Annotated in this window: 16 protein-coding genes and 1 tRNA gene; 8 read left to right on the forward strand and 9 right to left on the reverse strand. The window is 68.8% G+C overall.

Annotated features, from left to right (window positions below; genetic code table 11):
- Position 1 precedes the first annotated feature (1 nt).
- Positions 2-739 carry an ABC transporter ATP-binding protein gene (locus E6C64_RS00445; protein WP_332908207.1) on the reverse strand — a complete coding sequence of 246 codons (738 nt, stop codon included), beginning with the start codon at positions 737-739 and terminating at the stop codon, positions 2-4.
- A gap of 115 nt (positions 740-854) precedes the next feature.
- Between E6C64_RS00445 and E6C64_RS00450 the strand changes: the two genes are divergently transcribed.
- A complete protein-coding gene (locus E6C64_RS00450; protein WP_136425665.1) occupies positions 855-1,772 on the forward strand; it encodes a TetR/AcrR family transcriptional regulator in 918 nt (305 codons plus the stop codon).
- A gap of 192 nt (positions 1,773-1,964) precedes the next feature.
- Here the strand turns inward: E6C64_RS00450 and E6C64_RS00455 are convergent, their stop codons facing one another.
- The 5 genes from E6C64_RS00455 to E6C64_RS00475 form a co-directional block, all read right to left on the reverse strand.
- Positions 1,965-3,161 (reverse strand): PucR family transcriptional regulator, encoded by a 1,197-nt coding sequence (locus E6C64_RS00455; protein ID WP_136425666.1) that lies wholly within the window; start codon positions 3,159-3,161, stop codon positions 1,965-1,967.
- A 66-nt stretch (positions 3,162-3,227) separates the two neighbouring features.
- Positions 3,228-5,954 (reverse strand): pyruvate dehydrogenase (acetyl-transferring), homodimeric type, encoded by a 2,727-nt coding sequence (aceE, locus tag E6C64_RS00460; protein WP_136425667.1) that lies wholly within the window; start codon positions 5,952-5,954, stop codon positions 3,228-3,230.
- Positions 5,955-6,193: 239 nt separating this feature from the next.
- Positions 6,194-6,886 (reverse strand): DUF1345 domain-containing protein, encoded by a 693-nt coding sequence (locus tag E6C64_RS00465; protein WP_136425668.1) that lies wholly within the window; start codon positions 6,884-6,886, stop codon positions 6,194-6,196.
- Positions 6,887-6,976: 90 nt separating this feature from the next.
- Positions 6,977-7,330: a ribosomal maturation YjgA family protein gene (locus E6C64_RS00470; RefSeq protein WP_158437685.1), complete on the reverse strand. Its 354-nt coding sequence runs from the start codon at positions 7,328-7,330 to the stop codon at positions 6,977-6,979.
- Between the two features lie 108 nt (positions 7,331-7,438).
- A complete protein-coding gene (locus tag E6C64_RS00475; RefSeq protein ID WP_136425670.1) occupies positions 7,439-8,266 on the reverse strand; it encodes an alpha/beta fold hydrolase in 828 nt (275 codons plus the stop codon).
- Positions 8,267-8,344: 78 nt separating this feature from the next.
- On the opposite strand from E6C64_RS00475, the gene E6C64_RS00480 reads away from it, so the two are divergent.
- A tRNA-Val gene (locus tag E6C64_RS00480) sits at positions 8,345-8,417 on the forward strand.
- A gap of 3 nt (positions 8,418-8,420) precedes the next feature.
- Here the strand turns inward: E6C64_RS00480 and E6C64_RS00485 are convergent.
- On the reverse strand, positions 8,421-8,885 hold the full coding sequence (locus E6C64_RS00485) for a MarR family winged helix-turn-helix transcriptional regulator (RefSeq protein WP_136425671.1): 465 nt from the start codon (positions 8,883-8,885) through the stop codon (positions 8,421-8,423).
- Positions 8,886-8,950: 65 nt separating this feature from the next.
- On the opposite strand from E6C64_RS00485, the gene E6C64_RS00490 reads away from it, so the two are divergent.
- Together E6C64_RS00490 and E6C64_RS00495 are read left to right on the forward strand one after the other, a co-directional pair.
- Complete coding sequence (locus E6C64_RS00490) at positions 8,951-9,319, forward strand: VOC family protein (protein WP_136425672.1); 369 nt, start codon at positions 8,951-8,953, stop codon at positions 9,317-9,319.
- A 166-nt stretch (positions 9,320-9,485) separates the two neighbouring features.
- A complete protein-coding gene (locus E6C64_RS00495) occupies positions 9,486-10,160 on the forward strand; it encodes a hypothetical protein (protein WP_136425673.1) in 675 nt (224 codons plus the stop codon).
- Positions 10,161-10,167: 7 nt separating this feature from the next.
- Here E6C64_RS00495 and E6C64_RS00500 read toward each other — a convergent pair whose 3' ends face one another.
- On the reverse strand, positions 10,168-10,962 hold the full coding sequence (locus E6C64_RS00500) for an alpha/beta fold hydrolase (protein WP_136425674.1): 795 nt from the start codon (positions 10,960-10,962) through the stop codon (positions 10,168-10,170).
- Positions 10,963-11,073: 111 nt separating this feature from the next.
- Here E6C64_RS00500 and E6C64_RS00505 point away from each other — a divergent pair, with 111 nt between their 5' ends.
- The 3 genes from E6C64_RS00505 to E6C64_RS00515 all read left to right on the forward strand — a co-directional run bounded on the left by E6C64_RS00505 (position 11,074) and on the right by E6C64_RS00515 (position 14,428).
- Entirely contained in the window at positions 11,074-12,255 is a 1,182-nt protein-coding gene (locus E6C64_RS00505; RefSeq protein WP_233255383.1) for a glycosyltransferase family 4 protein, read from the forward strand.
- A gap of 99 nt (positions 12,256-12,354) precedes the next feature.
- Positions 12,355-13,497 carry a hypothetical protein gene (locus E6C64_RS00510; RefSeq protein WP_136425675.1) on the forward strand — a complete coding sequence of 381 codons (1,143 nt, stop codon included), beginning with the start codon at positions 12,355-12,357 and terminating at the stop codon, positions 13,495-13,497.
- A 106-nt stretch (positions 13,498-13,603) separates the two neighbouring features.
- Positions 13,604-14,428, forward strand: a complete 825-nt coding sequence (locus E6C64_RS00515) for a zinc-ribbon domain-containing protein (RefSeq protein WP_136425676.1) — start codon at positions 13,604-13,606, stop codon at positions 14,426-14,428.
- A 6-nt stretch (positions 14,429-14,434) separates the two neighbouring features.
- Here E6C64_RS00515 and E6C64_RS00520 read toward each other — a convergent pair whose 3' ends face one another.
- Positions 14,435-14,998: a GIY-YIG nuclease family protein gene (locus E6C64_RS00520; RefSeq protein WP_233255384.1), complete on the reverse strand. Its 564-nt coding sequence runs from the start codon at positions 14,996-14,998 to the stop codon at positions 14,435-14,437.
- A gap of 176 nt (positions 14,999-15,174) precedes the next feature.
- On the opposite strand from E6C64_RS00520, the gene E6C64_RS00525 reads away from it, so the two are divergent.
- Positions 15,175-16,932, forward strand: a complete 1,758-nt coding sequence (locus E6C64_RS00525) for an FAD-binding protein (RefSeq protein WP_233255385.1) — start codon at positions 15,175-15,177, stop codon at positions 16,930-16,932.
- Positions 16,933-16,968: the final 36 nt, after the last annotated feature.

Consider the following 16,968-nt stretch of genomic DNA (forward strand, 5'->3'; position numbering starts at 1 on the left):
GTCAGTTCCTTCCGGTGAGTGCCAGGAATACGTCGTCGAGGGTGGGAGCAGGCAGGCTCAGCTCATCGCCGATCCGAGCCTTGAGATCGTCTGCAGTGCCGGATGCGACGACGCGACCGCCGTCGAGCAGCGCCACGCGGTCCGCCAGCTGGTCTGCCTCCTCGAGGTACTGGGTGGTGAGCAGCACCGCGGCCCCGTCGTCCGCGAGGGTGCGGATGGCGGCCCAGAGCTCGCGTCGGCTGCGGGTGTCGAGCCCGGTCGTCGGCTCATCGAGGAAGACCACCGGCTTCGCGACGACGAGGCTCAACGCGAGATCGAGCCGTCGGCGCATACCGCCGGAGTAGCTCGCGACCCGCCTGCGGGCTGCGTCGACGAGGTCGAAACGCGCGAGGAGCTCGGCGGATCGCTGGCGGCTGCTCGAGGCGCTGAGGCCGGAGAGCCGCCCGATCATCCGCAGGTTCTCATCCGCTGTGAGCAGTTCGTCCACCGCTGAGGACTGCCCAGTGATGCTGATCCGGCGCCGAACCTCGTCGGACTCTGTGACGACGTCGAAGCCGGCGACCCTCGCCGTTCCCGAGTCGGGCAGCACGAGGGTGCTGAGGATGTTGACGAGCGTCGTCTTGCCGGCTCCGTTGGGGCCGAGGAGCCCGACGATCTCGCCGGCCTCCACGGTCAGATCGACTCCGCGGAGCACCTCCTGCCTGCCGAACGATTTGGACAGCTTCTCAACCTCGATCATCTGCATCACTCCCTATCTGGGGCCTGTGCTAACTGCGTAGCCCGCATACTGTGTACGTCACAGACTATAATGCGTAGAAGGTACACAGTTGTCAAGAGCGACATACGATGAAGCCGTGGATGACCCGGCCGAGCCCGACCTGCCGCGCGGCGTCGCACTTGCGTGGGGCATCGCGGCCAACCCGCAGCGCGGGCCCAAGCGCGAGCTGAGCATCGAGCGGATCGTCGACGCCGCGATCGGCATCGCCGACGCCGGCGGGCTCGCCGCCGTCTCGATGGCGGGCGTCGCAGCCGAGTTCGGCTTCTCGACCATGTCGCTCTACCGCTACGTCAGCAACAAGGACGAACTGGTCATGCTGATGGGGGAGCAGGGCTACGGCATCCCGCCCGAAAGCGTGCGTGAAGCGGATGGCTGGCGCGAAGCGCTGCGGGTCTGGTCGCGCGAGCAGGTCGGCGTCTACGAGCTGCACCCGTGGCTGCTCGACATCGCGATCACCGGAACCCCGGTCACGCCGAACAGCCTCGCGTGGCTCGACGTGGCGCTGGAAGTGCTCGAGGGCCAGCCGCTCGACTCCGAGGAGAAGCTGTCGATCTCCCTCGCAGTGCTGGCGCAGACTCGGTGGCAGGGGTCGATCGAGCGCGGCTACCGGGAGGCGGCCACGGCGGCAGGGCGCACGGAGAACGCGCTCGACCTGGTCGCCGCCGACACCCTCAAGGCGCTCGTGACGGCGGAGCATCTGCCCTTCGTCCGCCGCATCCTCGACGACGGTGCGTTGGAGCCCGGCGAGGACGATCCGTTCGCGTTCGGCCTCGATCGTGTGTTGGACGGCATCGAGCGCTACATCGACACTCGACCGGCCGTTCGCGAGCGGCCGGCTCAAACAGGCGAGGACCCGAGGATCGCCTCCGACGCCAAGGTGCGAGAGGCGGGCAAGCGGGTGCGGGAGGCCCAGAAGGCACTCGCCGAGGCCCGCAAGGCAGAGCGTGAGGCGCGCACCCATGCTCGCGACCGCCTCCGTAATTCCCGCACGTAGGCGGCGGGCGCAAGGGCCTGGATACGGGCGCGGGGCGCCCTACTCGACCTCTCTTCGTTGGTCGAGGAGCGCCGTCTGCGGCGCGTCTCGAGACCGGCTGCCGCAGGAGGACTACCGGGCAGCTTCCGCAGCCGGTCTCGAGACGGGCGCTGGGCGCCCTCCTCGACCAGCGAGATGTATCGAGCCCTCGGGTCAGCGGCGCTTCACCGGGGCGGCCGGCTCGGCGATGGCGCCCAGGATCAGCGCCGACTGCAGGATGACGGCCTCGCGGGCGCCGGTCGCGTCCCAGCCGATCGTCTCCGAGATGCGCTTCAGGCGGTACCGCACGGTGTTCGGATGCACGAAGAGCTCGCGCGCGGTCGCCTCGAGCGAGCGGCCGTTGTCGAGATAGCACCACAGGGTGGTCAGCAGCTCGGGGGAGTTGTCGTGCAGCGGCCGGTAGATCTTGCTGACGAGCGTGGATCGGGCGAGAGGATCACCGGCTAGTGCACGCTCGGGCAGCAGGTCGTTGGCGTGCACCGGGCGAGGCGCCTTCCGCCAGGCCCGCGCGACCGCGAAGCCGGCCAGGGCGGCTCGGGCGCTGCGGGACGCCTGCACCAGATCCGGCACCTCGTGTCCGAGCACGAGATGGCCCGGCCCGAAGCCAGGCTCCAGCCGCTGAGCGATCTCCATGAAGCTCAGCGGTCCCGACGGTGACGGCTGGTCCTCGACATCGGCCGGCATGTTCTCGGCCCGGCCGATCACCAGCACGAGCCGGGTGCCCTGCACACCGATCAGCACGTCCGCCTGCAGATGCCGTGCGGTTCTGCGCAGCTGGTCGACATCGAGCATCTGCGGCGTGGTCCCGACGAGGACGCAGACCTCGCCGTGTCCGTGCCAGCCCAGGGCTGCGATCCGGGAGGGCAGCTCGTCATCCGCCTCACCCGAGAGGATGGAGTCGACGACCAGCGCCTCGAGTCGGGCATCCCACAGTCCCCGCGCCTCGGCGGCGCGCGCATAGACGTCGGCCGCCGCGAAGGCGATCTCCCGGGAGTAGAGCAGGATCGCCTCTCGCAGCCCGTCGCCGCCATCGCGCACGCGATCCTCGACGACCTCGACGGTGACGCGGATCAGCTGCAGGGTCTGGGTCAGCGACACCGACCGGAGCAGTTCGCGGGGAGCGGCTCCGAAGACGTCGGCCGCGATCCACGGCAGCGACTCGGGGTCGTCGTACCAGCTGATGAACGACGTGATCCCCGCCTGTGCGACCAGGCCGACGGCGGACCGTCGGCCGGGCGGCATCGAGGAGTACCACGGAAGGGTGTCCTCGAGCCGCTTCAGCGTCGCGGTCGCGAGCTCGCCGGAGACAGTGCGCAGCCAGGCGAGGGTCTCCGCTTTGGTACGCGCCACTGCCGGCCTGTTCGCTCCGTTGTCGAGAGAGGTGTCGAGGAAGTTGCCTGGTCGCTCAGGGACAGATCAGCTGTCGCCGCCGGCGTTGCCGCTGGTGCCGGCGTTGACGTCGTTCAGGCGGTACTTGTCGATCGCCTGGCTGACCATGGCGCGGTCGATCTCACCGCGACGCGCGAGCGCCTGCAGGGTGCGGACGACCATCGACGGTCCGTCGATCTTGAAGAAGCGACGGGCGGCGGCTCGGGTGTCCGAGAAGCCGAAGTCGTCCGCTCCGAGCGTCGAGTAGTCGCCGGGCACGAACTGACGGATCAGGTCGGGCACCGCGTGCGAGTAGTCCGTGACCGCGATGAACGGGCCATGGGCGTCCTGCAGACGCGAGGTGACGTAGGGCACCTGCGGCTCGGCGTCGGGGTTGAGGAAGTTGTGCTCCTCCGCCGCCATGCCGTCGCGGTGCAGCTCGGACCATGAGGTCACCGACCACACGTCGGCCGAGACGCCCCAGTCGTCGGCGAGCAGCTTCTGCGCCTCGAGCGCCCACGGCACGGCCACGCCGGACGCCATGAGCTGCGCCCGCGGCCCGCCGATGGACGCGCCCTTGAGCAGGTAGATGCCCTTGACCACGCCGTCGACGTCCAAGCCCTCGGGCTCGGCTGGCTGCACGATCGGCTCGTTGTAAACCGTGATGTAGTACATGACGTTCGGCTTGGGGTGCGTGCCGCCGTACATCCTGTCGATGCCGGTGCGCACGATGTGGCCGATCTCGTAGCCGTACGCCGGGTCGTACGAGACGACCGCCGGGTTGGTGCTGGCGAGGATCGGCGAGTGGCCGTCCGCGTGCTGCAGTCCCTCGCCGGTCAGCGTGGTGCGGCCGGCCGTGGCGCCGATCATGAAGCCGCGGGCCATCTGGTCGCCCGCCGCCCAGACCGCGTCGCCGGTGCGCTGGAATCCGAACATCGAGTAGAAGACGTAGACCGGGATGAGCGGCTCGCCCTGGGTTGAATACGAGGTGCCGACCGCCGTGAAGGCCGCGAGCGCGCCCGCCTCGTTGATGCCGACGTGGATGATCTGACCCTGAGGGCTCTCCTTGTAGGCGAGGAGCAGCTCACGGTCGACCGACGTGTAGTGCTGGCCGAACGGGTTGTAGATCTTGGCGTTCGGGAAGAACGCGTCCATGCCGAAGGTGCGGGCCTCGTCGGGGATGATCGGCACGATCCGGTTGCCGAAGTCCTTGGCGCGCAGCAGGTCCTTGAGCACCCGCACGAACGCCATGGTCGTGGCGACCTGCTGGGTGCCGGATCCCTTCTTCGCGATCGCGTAGGTCGACGCCTCGGGGATCGTGAAGGAGGTGTGCTTGGTGCGGCGCTCGGGGATGTAGCCGCCGAGCGCGCGGCGGCGCTCCTGCAGGTACCGGATCGCCGGGTCGTCCTGGCCGGGGTGGTAGTACGGCGGCTGGTACGGGTTCTCCTCGAGCTGAGCGTCGGTGACCGGGATGCGCATCTCGTCGCGGAACTGCTTGAGGTCGTCGAGGGTGAGCTTCTTCATCTGGTGGGTCGCGTTGCGACCCTCGAAGGAGCGGCCGAGGCCGTAGCCCTTGATCGTCTTCGCCAGGATGACGGTCGGCTGGCCCTTGTGCTCGGTCGCCGCCTTGTAGGCCGCGTAGACCTTCTGGTAGTCGTGGCCGCCGCGCTTGAGCGCCCAGACCTGGTCGTCGGTGTAGTCCTTGACGAGCTCGAGTGCGCGCGGGTCCTTGCCGAAGAAGTGCTCGCGCACGAAGGCGCCGTTCTCGGTCTTGTAGGTCTGGTAGTCGCCATCGGGCGTCTGGTTCATGACGTCGCGGAGGGCGCCATCGGTGTCGCGGGCGAGCAGCTCGTCCCACTCCCGGCCCCAGACGACCTTGATGACATTCCAGCCGGCGCCGCGGAAGTAGCTCTCGAGCTCCTGGATGATCTTGCCGTTGCCGCGGACGGGTCCGTCGAGGCGCTGCAGGTTGCAGTTGATCACGAAGTTGAGGTTGTCGAGGCCGTCGTTGGCGGCGACCTGCAGCTGCCCGCGGCTCTCGACCTCGTCCATCTCACCGTCGCCGAGGAACGCCCAGACCTGCTGGTCGGACGCGTCCTTGATGCCGCGGTTGGTCAGGTACTTGGCGAGCTGCGCCTGGTAGATCGCGTTGATCGGCCCGAGACCCATCGACACGGTCGGGAACTGCCAGAACTCCGGCATGAGGCGCGGGTGCGGATACGAGGAGAGCCCACCGCCCGCGTGCGACTTCTCCTGGCGGAAGCCGTCGAGCTGGTCGGTGCTGAGCCGGCCCTCGAGGAACGCGCGGGAGTACATCCCGGGGGAGGCGTGACCCTGGAAGAAGATCTGGTCTCCGCCGCCGGGGGCGTCCTGGCCGCGGAAGAAGTGGTTGTAGCCGACCTCGTACAGCGTCGCCGAGGAGGCGTAGGTCGAGATGTGGCCGCCGACGCCGATGCCGGGGCGCTGAGCGCGGTGCACCATGATGGCCGCGTTCCAGCGGAGCCAGGCGCGGTACTGGCGCTCGATGGCCTCGTCGCCGGGGAACTCGGGCTCGTTCTCGGGCGCGATCGTGTTTAGGTAGTCGGTGGTCGGCACCATCGGCACGCCGAGATGCAGATCCTTCGACCGCTTCAGCAGGCTGAGCATGATCTCGCGGCCGCGCTGGTGGCCGTGCTCCTTGACGAGCGCGTCAAGGGATTCATTCCACTCGGCGGTCTCTTCGGGGTCGGGGTCGGTGTGGTTCACCGAGTACGGATCCTGGTCGTTGACGGTCAACCTAGACCTTCCTTCGCGGCAGATCGTGCCTGCTGATACGGGGCCGGAGTTGTCGGTTTGCGACAACCAATAAAGCCAATCAGTGAGCCTAGTCGCTTGTCCTGACGTCATCGGCGCGCGCCCGGCAGGGTGTGTCCGGGGCGGCGGATCCGCAGGATTCGGCCGCCGAATCCGTGAGGTGACAGTAGTGGTGGGTGCAGCAGGTCGCGCACCCACCACAACTGTCAACTCGTGCCGGCTCAGTTCAGGATGTTGACGGCGCGGGCGATGACCAGGGCAAGGGTCACGAACGAGGTCAGCGCATGGACGGCCATCAGGAGCTTTGCGCGGTGGGTGAGCGGCATCACGTCGGTCGGGCTGAAGGCGATCGAGTTCGACAGGGAGAAGTACAGGTAGTCGACGTAGCCCGGCATCCAGTCCGACTTGGCAGACGAGCCCTTCGCGACCTCGACGATCGCGTCGCCGTTCTGGTCCTGCGGGAACATGAAGTCCGCAAGGGGCAGCCCGGCGCGGGCGTCCATCCGCCGTGCGACGGGGCCACCGCGGTCGAGCTCCCAGTAGATGAGCGCGAAGGCGATCACATTGGTCAGCCAGACCTGGAATCCGGCGATGAGGATGCTGACGCTGTCGGTGTCACCGCCCGCCAGGAGGCGGCTGAGCAGCACGACGAGCGCGACGGAGTTGGCGGCGAGCAGCAGTAGTCCGAGGGCGATGGAGATCATCCGCGACCACCGCGTCTCCCGATTGAGGCGTCGTGGATTGAGCACCACGATCGGGACCAGCAGGATCAGCCCGACGGCCACGACGACGTAGCGCAGCTCCGGGAAGAACGACCCGGGCAGGAGTGCATAGAGACCGAGTGCGACGAGGATGGCGATGACCGCGGGCCAGCGGTGCTCGGTCTCGACGGAGCGGGACGGATGCTGGGCCATGGCGCGATCGTAGGGCCTGTGCGACAGGGTCGATCTCCAGAAAACGCCCGAATGACTCGATCATTTCGGCAGATTCTGGAGAACGAGAGATCACCGTCGGATTCTGCGGAGCAGACGGTCGATCGCGACGCCGGCCAGAGCGCCGACCGCGTACGGCGGCAGATCCGCCAGTGTGAACGTCGTGCCGAACAGCAGCGCGGCCGGCGGGAACGCCTCGGCCAGCTGAGCCGGCATCCCGGTCAGCTGCCACAGCTCGATCAGCGCGCAGACGACGAAGGTGGTGATGGCATCTGCGATCGCGCTGATGCGGGGGAGCCCGAACGCGATGGCCAGATAGACGAGCAGCGCGTACAGGCCGCCACCCACGACGTCGCCAGCCACCCCGTCAAGCAGTCGAGTCGAGAGGAGGCCCAGCGCGAGCACGACCAGCCCGGCGACTAGCACGCGGACCCTCGATCGCGCCGGTCGACGACTCGGAGGCGCTGGCATCGCCACATCGTCGCAGACCTGCCTCGGCGATCGGCTGGCTGTGGCCCGGCGTCGGGAGTCGAATCAGATCCGGTCCGCGAGGATCGCGGCGGCGAGCCGTTCGGGGCTGCGCTCGGGGATCCAGTGCAGCTCGTCGAGCTCCACGAATTCGTATGGTCCTGCGACCTGATCGCGCGTCAGCTCCGCGGCACGTCGACCGAGAGCGGCATCGCGACTGCTCCAGATGTAGCGAGTCGGCACATGGACGAGGCCGTCCCGATTCGGACGGCCACCACCCGGCAGCGCTGCCGCCCGGTACCAGTCGAGGGCGGCCGTGAGAGCGCCCGGCTCCCGCATGCGGCGGGCGTAGTCGACGGCGAAGTCGTGCGGGACTCCCGAGCGGGCGAGCAGCCCGTCGAGGCGGGGGATCATCAGGCGTTCCGGCAGCAGGGGCAGCTGGAAGAACGCGGCATAGCTGGAGCGAAGGGCTTGATCCGAGGACAGGAGAGAACGTCGGAGCGCGGTGGGGTGAGGCACCGAGACTGCGGTGAGGTGCCGCACGCGCGTCGGTGCCGCCATGGCGAGCCACCATGCGACGATGCCGCCCCAGTCGTGACCGACGACGCCTGCTCGATGCACTCCGGCCGCATCCATCAGGGCGAGCACATCGCGCGCGAGCTCGCGCCCGCGGTAGGCAGCCCGACCCTTGGGTCGGGCTCGCGGGGAGTATCCGCGCTGATCGGGTGCGAGCGTGCGGAAACCGGCGTCGTGCAGCAGCGGTGCCACCCCTCGCCAGCTCGATCTATCCGCCGGGAAGCCGTGAAGCAGGACGAGGACGGGGCCGTCCAGGGGACCGGCGTCGGTGACGTCGAAGGTCAGGCCATCGCGGGTGAATTCGGTGATGCGTGCCATCTCGTGCTTCCTGTCCGCCGTCCTCGCGGTGATCGCTGCCTTCTCTAGACTTGAGCCTCCGGGCTCACCGCTCAGTCCGGGCTCTTAGCTCAGTTGGTAGAGCGCCTCGTTTACACCGAGGATGTCGGGGGTTCGAGTCCCTCAGGGCCCACCTCTAACCCACCACGCCGCCCGACGGATCGCGAAGCGACGCGACGAGGCTGCGCAGCACCCGACGCGCTTCCCCCTGGTCGCGCTCGGTCAGGCCGCTCAGCATCCGCTGCTCCACCGACCGAACGGCCTCGGTCGCCTGAGCGAGGCTGCTGCGTCCCCGCGGGGTCAGCCGGGTCGGCTGCACGCGTCCGACCGCCTCGTCTGCCGGCCTGACCACGAAGCCGTCCCGCTCCAGGGACTGCAGCAGGACGTTCATGGATTGCCGCGACACGAAGGCTCCGCGAGCGAGGTCGGAGTTGGACAGTCCCGGCCGCTGGGCGAGCAGCTCGAGGCACGAGTAGTGGGTGACGGTCATCCCGAGCGGGCGGAGGACCGCCTCCATGGCGGCTCGGAGGGCGCTCGACGCCTCTTTCAAGAGGTAACCGAGCGAGGTGTCCAGGTCGATGCCCTGCGCAGCTTGACTCATGTCAGTATTCTGACATAGCCTCGAACGATGTCACAAGGCTGACATCGAAGACAAGGAGCATCATCATGACCGTCACGGGACCCCATTTCATCTCTCTGCAGGTGCGCGATCTCGAGCGCTCGGCCGCGTTCTACGAGCAGTACCTGGGCCTCACGCGATCGCCGGCCGGCCCGCCGCATGCCGTCGTGTTCGACACCGAGCCCGTCGCGTTCGCGGTGCGCGACCTCGTTCCCGGCGTCGACCTCGACGCAGTCGCTCAGCCCGGAATCGGCGCGGCGATCTGGCTGCACGCCACCGATCCTCAGACGATCCACGACGAGCTCGCGGCCGCGGGCGCAACGATCGTCAGCGCGCCGATCGACGGTCCGTTCGGTCGCACCTTCACCTTCGCCGATCCGGACGGCTACCAGATCACTCTCCACGACCGCGCCTGAGATGGTCTGACACGGGGGTGCCCTGAGCTCCGCCGCGCGTCGTGGAAGCGACTGCTCAAGTATCTGAGCAAAGCTCGTTTAGGCGTCTCGGGTGTGCCTGGCGTCCGGGCCGCCACAGTGAACTGGGGCCGAGATCCGGGCTCACGCGGACGAGGACGAGGGGTCGATGGGCGAGCGCGCAGACGGCACATCGTCTCCGGATGGCTCAGCGGCCGCGTCCTTCCGAACCCTTCAGCAGGCCACCGCGATGGTGGGCGACCTCTTCGGGCGGCAGGCGGAGTGCGTGGAAGCCGCGGCCCTGCTGACCGCGACCGCGGATGAGCTGGGCCTCGTGGTGCGACCGCGAGCCGTATCCATCGCCGCGTACGTGCACGCGACGGGGCGCATGGTCGCGACGGGGGAGCGAGCTCGTGCCTTCCTCACCGATCTCGCGGGCAGCTCCGGACGGCCGATGACGACGAACGACATCGCGCCGGACAATCCGGCGATGGACGGCTCGGAATTCCAGCGCGCGGGCCACATGGTGGTCAGTGTCGGCGACCCGGCGCTCGTCCTGGATCCGACCTTTCGGCAGTTCGCCTTCGCCGGACTGCCGCCGGTGAGCCTGGTGGCGTCGGTGGCGGATGATGCTCCGGCGACGGGCTATTGGCACCTCGACCTCGCGGGATTCAGCGTCACCTACTTCATCGAGGACGGCAATTCCGGATGGCAGGAGGTCTTCGCGCGGATCCTGCCCGAATGGAGGCCTCTGGCGCGCGAGCTCGCCGAGCATCTGCGACTCGGCCGGTCTGCCGAGCGGGTCGGCCTGCGCCAGATCGAGATCCCGCGTCGATCGGACTGAGGCGCGTTCAGGCGCCTCGGGCGAACGCATCCACAGCGTCTGCGACCTGGCGCGGCCTCATGACAGGGGAGTGGTGCGAGACGTCGGCCGTGAGCACCGTGACCTGGGAGTTGCGCGCCCAGCTGCGCAGATTGACGCCGTACTCCGGACGGTCGCGCAGACCGACAAGCAGCAGCGTCCGCGTCCCCAGGCGTGCCAGATCATCGTCGATGCCGGATCGCTCGATCACGTTCCGCAGGCTGAGCTCTCGTGAGCGCAGGCTGTGGCGGCTGATCCGGAAGAAGGTGATGGTCGGCAGGAGACTCCAGCCGAACTGGCGAAAGCGCGAGTCCAGCAGGAAGCGGTACACCCGCCCGGTCCTTCGAAGCACCGCCCTCGCCTCCTGCGCATCTCGATAGAGCGGGGGATTCAGGAGGACGAGCGCCTCCACGCGCTGCTCGTGCTCGAGCGCGTAGCGCGCGGCGATCAGCGCACCCATCGAGTGGCCCACCAGCAGGAACGGCTGGCGCAGACCGAGCCGGGCGACGACCGAATCGATGTAGGCGACGTGTTCCGGATATCCGTACCGCGAGCGCTGCGGCTTGGGGGCGAGTCCGAAGCCGAGCAGGTCCACGGCGATCACCCGATACCCGGAAGCGACGAGATGGGGCTCGAGCCGGTTCCAGTATCCGGAGGAGGCCAGGAAGCCGTGCAGCAGCACGATGACGGGGCCCGTGCCGCCGCTGTCCCGCACGGAGCGCATGCGGGTCGGGGAGGAGCTGCGCGGCATCGGCCATGCGTCCGGTGTCAGCCGTGTGTTCACCTGCTCTTCATCTCCTGATCAGCGCCCGAATCACTGCGTTCGCATCGGGCGGATAGCGTCGGCCGCGATGACGATGATGCGACAGCTTGACAGGACCGGGAGTCGTTCCGCTTGACAGATATCGACGAGTCGACGAGCGGGACGGACCACCGCAGCGAACAGCTCCGGGTCGCCGTCGTCAGCGAGTCGCCGCTGAGCGACATGAACGGCGTGACCACCAGCGTGCGGCAGGCGCTCAAGCATCTGCGTGCGCAGGGGCACGAGGCGATCGTCGTCTGCCCGAAGCCGGCCCCGAAGTCGTTCGCAGGCTTCGAGGTCGTCACGACCAACTCGATCCCGTTCCAAGGCTTCAACCTCGGAGTGCCCGGGCCCCGGCGGGTTCCCAACGCGCTGGAGCGCTTCGCACCCGATGTCGTGCACGTCGCCTCGCCGGCCTGGACGATCGGCCGCACCGCTCTGCTCGGGGCACGTCAGCTCGGGGTTCCATCCATCGCTGTCTACCAGACCGACATCCCGCGCTACTCCCGGCGGTTCCGCAATCGCCTGATCACCCAGCGGGCCGAGCAGATGATGGCGGAGCTGCACAACCTGGCGACACGCAACCTCGTTCCCTCATCATCGGCCAGGGCCGACCTCATCCGGTTCGGAGTCGCAGAGCGGAGCCTGCATCAGTGGGGTCGCGGGGTCGACACGATCCGGTTCAGCCCCGATCGTCGCGACTCGGACAAGGTGGCCCGGCTCCGGGAGTCGGTGCTGCGGGGCAGGCGCGGTCCCATCGTCGGATACGTCGGTCGACTCGCGCTCGAGAAGCAGGTCGAGCGTCTCGATGCCCTGACCGGTCTCGGCGCCTCGCTGGTGATCGTCGGCGACGGTCCCATGCGGTCGACCCTCGAAGCGCTGCTGCCCGCGGACACGGCGTTCCTCGGCGAGCTTCGGGGCAACCGGCTCGCGGACGCCTACGCGGCCCTCGACATCTTCGTGCACACGGGCACGCAGGAGACCTTCGGGCAGACGCTGCAGGAGGCGATGGCCACCGGGATCCCGGTCGTGGCGCCTGCCGCGGGCGGTCCGCTCGACATCGTGGCGGACGGGGTGACCGGGTTCCTCTACGACCCGCTCGACGATGCGGAGCTGACCGCGGTCGTCGCCGGCTTGATCGAGGAACCCGACCTTGCACGGGAGATGGGCGATCGCGGACGGATCGCCGTCGAAGGAAGGTCGTGGGCGGCGATCTGCGACGAGCTGATCGGTCACTACCGGCACGCGATGGCCGAGGTGCTTCAGCCCGCCTGATCGGACGGGCGTGGCTTCGGCCTGCGACTGCACCCGGAAATGCTCGCGTCCGGTGGGATCTGATGCAGGATGGCGGACGACCCCGTTTCGGAGGCGCCGGTGCCCGATCTGACTGATGCAGCCGAGATGGCGCGCGTCGACCCCGCCCTGTTCGCCCGGGTGGCGGCGAGCTACAGCGGAGATCACGACTTGTCGGACGCCCTGTGGTGGCGGATGCATCCGTTCGAGCCGGGGCCGAGTGGCGCGGTGTCGCCGCGTGCTCAGATGCGCGACCTGCAGGAGGCCGCCTACTCGGCAGTCAGTGATGAGGCGATTCGGGACAGCGCGCTGGCCCGGCTGGCGGAGCTCGAGTCCGAGGTCTCGACGGAGGACGCCCAGCTGACGGACGCCCTTCGGCGAGCGATCGAGGATCGGCCCGAGCAGTCCCACCCGGATGCGACGCACGACGCGGATACTCCGCCGTCGGCCGCCGGTCGGGCCGCAGCCGGGGTCCGTGCACTGGCGCTGCCCGTCCTCCTCGCGGCGCTCGTCGGCGCAGTGGTCACGGCGGCCGTCCTGCAGACGGCCGCACCGCCAGCCGAGCTCGCTGCCGGATCCACCCCTCCGACCTCGGCGCCCGCACGCAATGCGGCGCTGGACAGGCTGCTCGACGATCAGGCAGATGGTGATCGGCCCCAGGGCGTGATCGCGACCGGGATGTTCCTCTCGGGGATCGAGCTGAGTTCTGTCCGCAAGCTCGACGTATCGAGCGCCGATCCCGATGTCGCCGCGGACGCAGGCGCCGCCGCCGTCTACATCGCTCGTGACGTCGACGACCTGATCTGCCTCGAGGCGCAGAGGCTCGACGGGCAGCTCGTCGAGGGCTGCGCGAAGCGGAGCGTGGTCGAGGACTCAGGACTGCGGATCACCTGGAGCGTCGCCGATCCCCTCGGCGACGCGGCGGGATCATCGTTCTCGCTGGTGAGCGTCGAACTGCGCCCCGACGGCACGATCACGACCACCCAGGCTCGATCATCCGCGTCATCGACTCCGACCGCGGACGACGAGCTGGCGGCCAGCTATGACGGGCATGTCGCGGCATACGAATGCTTCGTTCACGCGGGCTACACGCTGTCGACGCCGCCGACCTTCGCGGAGTACGCCGCGCAGGAGGCCGGCACCAGATGGTCGCCCTGGTCGGAGGTCGTGCCCGGCTACGCCCTCGAGCGGGCAGTGGCGAACTGCGATATCCCAGCGGGGTGAGCGCCGACCGTCATCCGCGCCGCTGAAGTGATCCGCGAATTCCTGCTTCGCCGGGCTTCCGCCAGGTGGTCGATGGGTGTCGGTGGTGCTTCGTACTCTCGCATCCATGGCGGAGCCGGTGGAGTGGTGGTGGGCGCGGCGGCAGTTCTCCCGCGGTGTCGACGTGCCATACCCCGTCGGCACCTACCGGGAAGCGTGGTCGTCGTTTCCGGCTCTGATCAGGCAGTACCACCCCGAGCTGAATAGGGGCATCACCCTCACCCAGATCCCGCCCGCGGCCGAGGTGCTCCTTCAGTGGCAGTGCGAGGTCGGACACGTCTTCGTCGCGACCCCTGAGGAGCAGCGCACTCGGCCGGGCCGACAGCGGCGGCGATCCGCGTGGTGCCCGCAGTGCTCCGATGAGGCGAGCCCGCCGCGGATCCGGGTGCCCGAGGAGCCTGCGCTGCCACGACCGGCCAAGCCGCTCCGCGTCCTGTGCGCGAAGACGCCCGATGTGCCCGTGGGGGAGCCGTTCGCCTCCGCCTGCGCCCCGAAGCCGGCGTCCGTCGTGGAGGCCGAGCTGCGGGCCGGGCTGCGCGAGCGGATCGAATTCTCCGAAGGGGTCAACGCGATCCGGCTGGGGCGACCCTTCTTCGACCACCTCGAGGCGTGGCCCGACATCCTGCTGCCCGAACTGCGCGTCGCCATCGAATACGACAGCACGGGCCGGCACGGCCTCGAGCACGTGGGGTCTCGTGAGGCGGCGGACCGGCGCAAGGATCGCGCCATCCGAGCCGCGCACTGGGAGGTGGTGCGCGTGCGCACCGGCAAGCTGCCCGCGCTCGGCCCCTACGACCTGCAGGTCAGCAGCGTGACGAAGCGGACCTACACGGCGCTGATCGACCGGCTGCGCGACATCCGAGGTCTGATCGTCGATGCCTACCTCAGGTAGGGGCGTTCAGCGGATCGCCGTCGCCTCCGCCATCCAGCGCCGCCAGCGGTCCCAGGGATCGACGCCGCCCGCGAGCACATCCACGTGCGCCCGGATCTCGTCCGTCAGGTGGAACCACTCGCTGGTGCCCGCACGGGCACTGTGGAACTGCTGGTGCCGGCGATGCTCCAGGCGGCGATCGCCGCGTTCGAAGGCGAGCACCTCGTCGTGCCAGAGCGCCGCGAAGCGCTGGCGTGGGCTGACGGTGGTGCCGATCTTCACCCGATCGCCGTATCGGAGGTAGTACACGACGTCCACGCGGGGCGCCGCGAACTCGGCGTCGGGATGCTCGCCGTAAGGCCATTCGCAGACCGCGCAGGTCCAGCCCGTGGGAAGGCGGATTCCGAGCCGGGAGCCGCAGAGCACACACGGTTCGGGCAATGGGTCGCTCGCTCCGTGCTGCAACCCGTGGAGCTCTGCGGCGATGGCGAGGTGATCGGCGCAGAGCGAGATGGCCGCCGGATCGTCGCTCGCGCTCAGGCAACCCGGGATGGCGCAGGTCGACGGATCGGCGTCGGAGGAAGCGACCATTCCTCCACGCTAATCTTCGGCGCCGACATCGACCGGGACGAGCGTCGGGAGCAGTCCGTCCCGCCGCCACATCGATGGCCACGCCGAAGTCGATCAACTTTGTTGACAGCCGTGGTGAGCAGGCGAAGAATCGGCAGATCGCGACCGAGCATCGACGCTCGGCGAAAGGGGTGACGGTGGCCGAAGCAGATCTCTCCCAGTCAGGCGGCTCAGGCAGCGCAGGAGGAACGGCGACAGCCTGGGACCGGGAGGTGGACTTCCTGGTGGCCGGATCGGGGGCCGCGGGTCTGTCCGCCGCCATCACCGCCACGCTCAACGGGCTCGACGTGCTGGTCGTCGAGAGCGAGGAGAAGTGGGGCGGCACGACCTGCATCTCGGGCGGCGGCCTGTGGGTGCCCAACAACCCGGTGATGAAGAAGGCGGGCATCCAGGACTCCATCGAGGAGGCGCTCGCCTACATGGACGCGATCATCCCCGACCTCGGTCCGTGGACCAGTCGCGAGCGCAAGCTCGCGTTCCTCACCGCCATCCCGACGTACGTGAACATGCTGTCCGACCAGGGGATCGTCTGGTCGCGCTCGAAGGACTACCCCGACTACTACCCCGATCTCCCGGGCAGCAAGACCGGTCGGGCCATCGAGCTGCGCTCCTTCAACATGCGCAAGCTGCGCGGTTATCAGAAGAAGTCCCGGATGGATCAGGGCATCCCGGCGCCGCTGCGCAATGACGACGTGTGGCTGCTCGGCCGCGCCTGGTCCTCGCCGCACGGCTTCCTCCGCGGCGCGCAGTTCATCTTCCGCACGCTCCGACACCTGGTGGCCGGCGATCAGGAGCGGGGGATGGGCCCGGCCCTCGCTGGTTCTCTCATGTACATCGTCCGTAGACACGGAGTGCCCGTCTGGCTGCGATCGCCCATCACCGAGGTGATCGTCGAGGACGGCCGGGCCGTGGGTGCCATCGTCACGAATCGCGGACGGCAGCTGCGCATCCGCGCTCGCCGAGGCGTCATGCTCGCGGCCGGCGGCTTCGCCCGCAACACGGAGTGGCGAGAGAAGTACCAGGGCATCCCGGGGTGGTCCGCCGCTCCTGATGGCCAGCTCGGCACCGGCATCAAGGTGGGCATGGACATCGGCGGCGACATCGCGATGATGGAGGACGCCTGGTGGGGTGCGGGCGTCAAGATGGCGTCGGGTGCGAACAGCTTCGTGCTGGGGGAGCGGTCCTTCCCCTACAGCATGGTCGTCGATCAGAGCGGCGAGCGGTACCTCGACGAGTCGGAGTCGTACGTCGACTTCGGGCACCACATGCTCGAGCGCGACAAGGTGAGCCCGGCCATCCACTCGTGGCTGGTGACGGACGCACGGCACACCCGGCGCTACCTCAACACCTTCACGCTCATGGGCAAGAAGGAGCTGATCGAGCAGGGCGAGATCGTCGTCGCCGACACCCTCGCGGAGCTGGCTTCCAAGACGGGAATGGACCGCGCGACGCTGCTCGCGACAGTGGCGCGGTTCAACGGCTTCGCGAAGGAGGGGGTGGATCGGGACTTCCAGCGCGGTCGGACCTCCTACGACCGGTACTACGGCGACCCGGGAGTGAAGCCGAATCCCAACCTCGGCGCGCTCGAGAAGGGTCCGTTCCATGCCTTCAAGCTCTACCCGGGAGACCTCGGCACCAAGGGCGGCCTCGTCACCGACGAGCACGCGCGGGTTCTGCGCGAGGACGGCTCATCGATCGACGGGCTGTACGCGGCCGGCAACAACACGGCATCCGTGATGGGCCACACCTATCCCGGCCCGGGCAGCAGCATCTCTCCGGCCGGCATCTTCGGGTACCTGGGAGCGCTGCACGCCGCGCAGCAGGCGCAGAACCCGCAGGCGCCGGGGCGTCAGGGCAGGAAGGTCGCAGAGCAGGTGCGCTCCGCGATCGGGTAGTCGGCCGGCCGTCGCGTCCCATCCGCGGGTCGGAAA

Origin of the sequence: Naasia lichenicola (assembly GCF_004801885.1) — a bacterium.
Lineage (GTDB): Bacteria > Actinomycetota > Actinomycetes > Actinomycetales > Microbacteriaceae > Naasia > Naasia lichenicola.

Excerpts from the sequence above, each read along its gene's own strand:
- E6C64_RS00475 (WP_136425670.1), bottom strand. The coding sequence starts at position 8,266 with ATGGCACGCATCACCGAATTCACCCGCGATGGCCTGACCTTCGACGTC.
- E6C64_RS00485 (WP_136425671.1), bottom strand. The coding sequence starts at position 8,885 with ATGAGTCAAGCTGCGCAGGGCATCGACCTGGACACCTCGCTCGGTTAC.
- E6C64_RS00515 (WP_136425676.1), top strand. The coding sequence starts at position 13,604 with ATGGCGGAGCCGGTGGAGTGGTGGTGGGCGCGGCGGCAGTTCTCCCGC.
- E6C64_RS00520 (WP_233255384.1), bottom strand. The coding sequence starts at position 14,998 with ATGGTCGCTTCCTCCGACGCCGATCCGTCGACCTGCGCCATCCCGGGT.
- E6C64_RS00490 (WP_136425672.1), top strand. The coding sequence starts at position 8,951 with ATGACCGTCACGGGACCCCATTTCATCTCTCTGCAGGTGCGCGATCTC.
- E6C64_RS00465 (WP_136425668.1), bottom strand. The coding sequence starts at position 6,886 with ATGGCCCAGCATCCGTCCCGCTCCGTCGAGACCGAGCACCGCTGGCCC.
- E6C64_RS00445 (WP_332908207.1), bottom strand. The coding sequence starts at position 739 with ATGATCGAGGTTGAGAAGCTGTCCAAATCGTTCGGCAGGCAGGAGGTG.
- E6C64_RS00495 (WP_136425673.1), top strand. The coding sequence starts at position 9,486 with ATGGGCGAGCGCGCAGACGGCACATCGTCTCCGGATGGCTCAGCGGCC.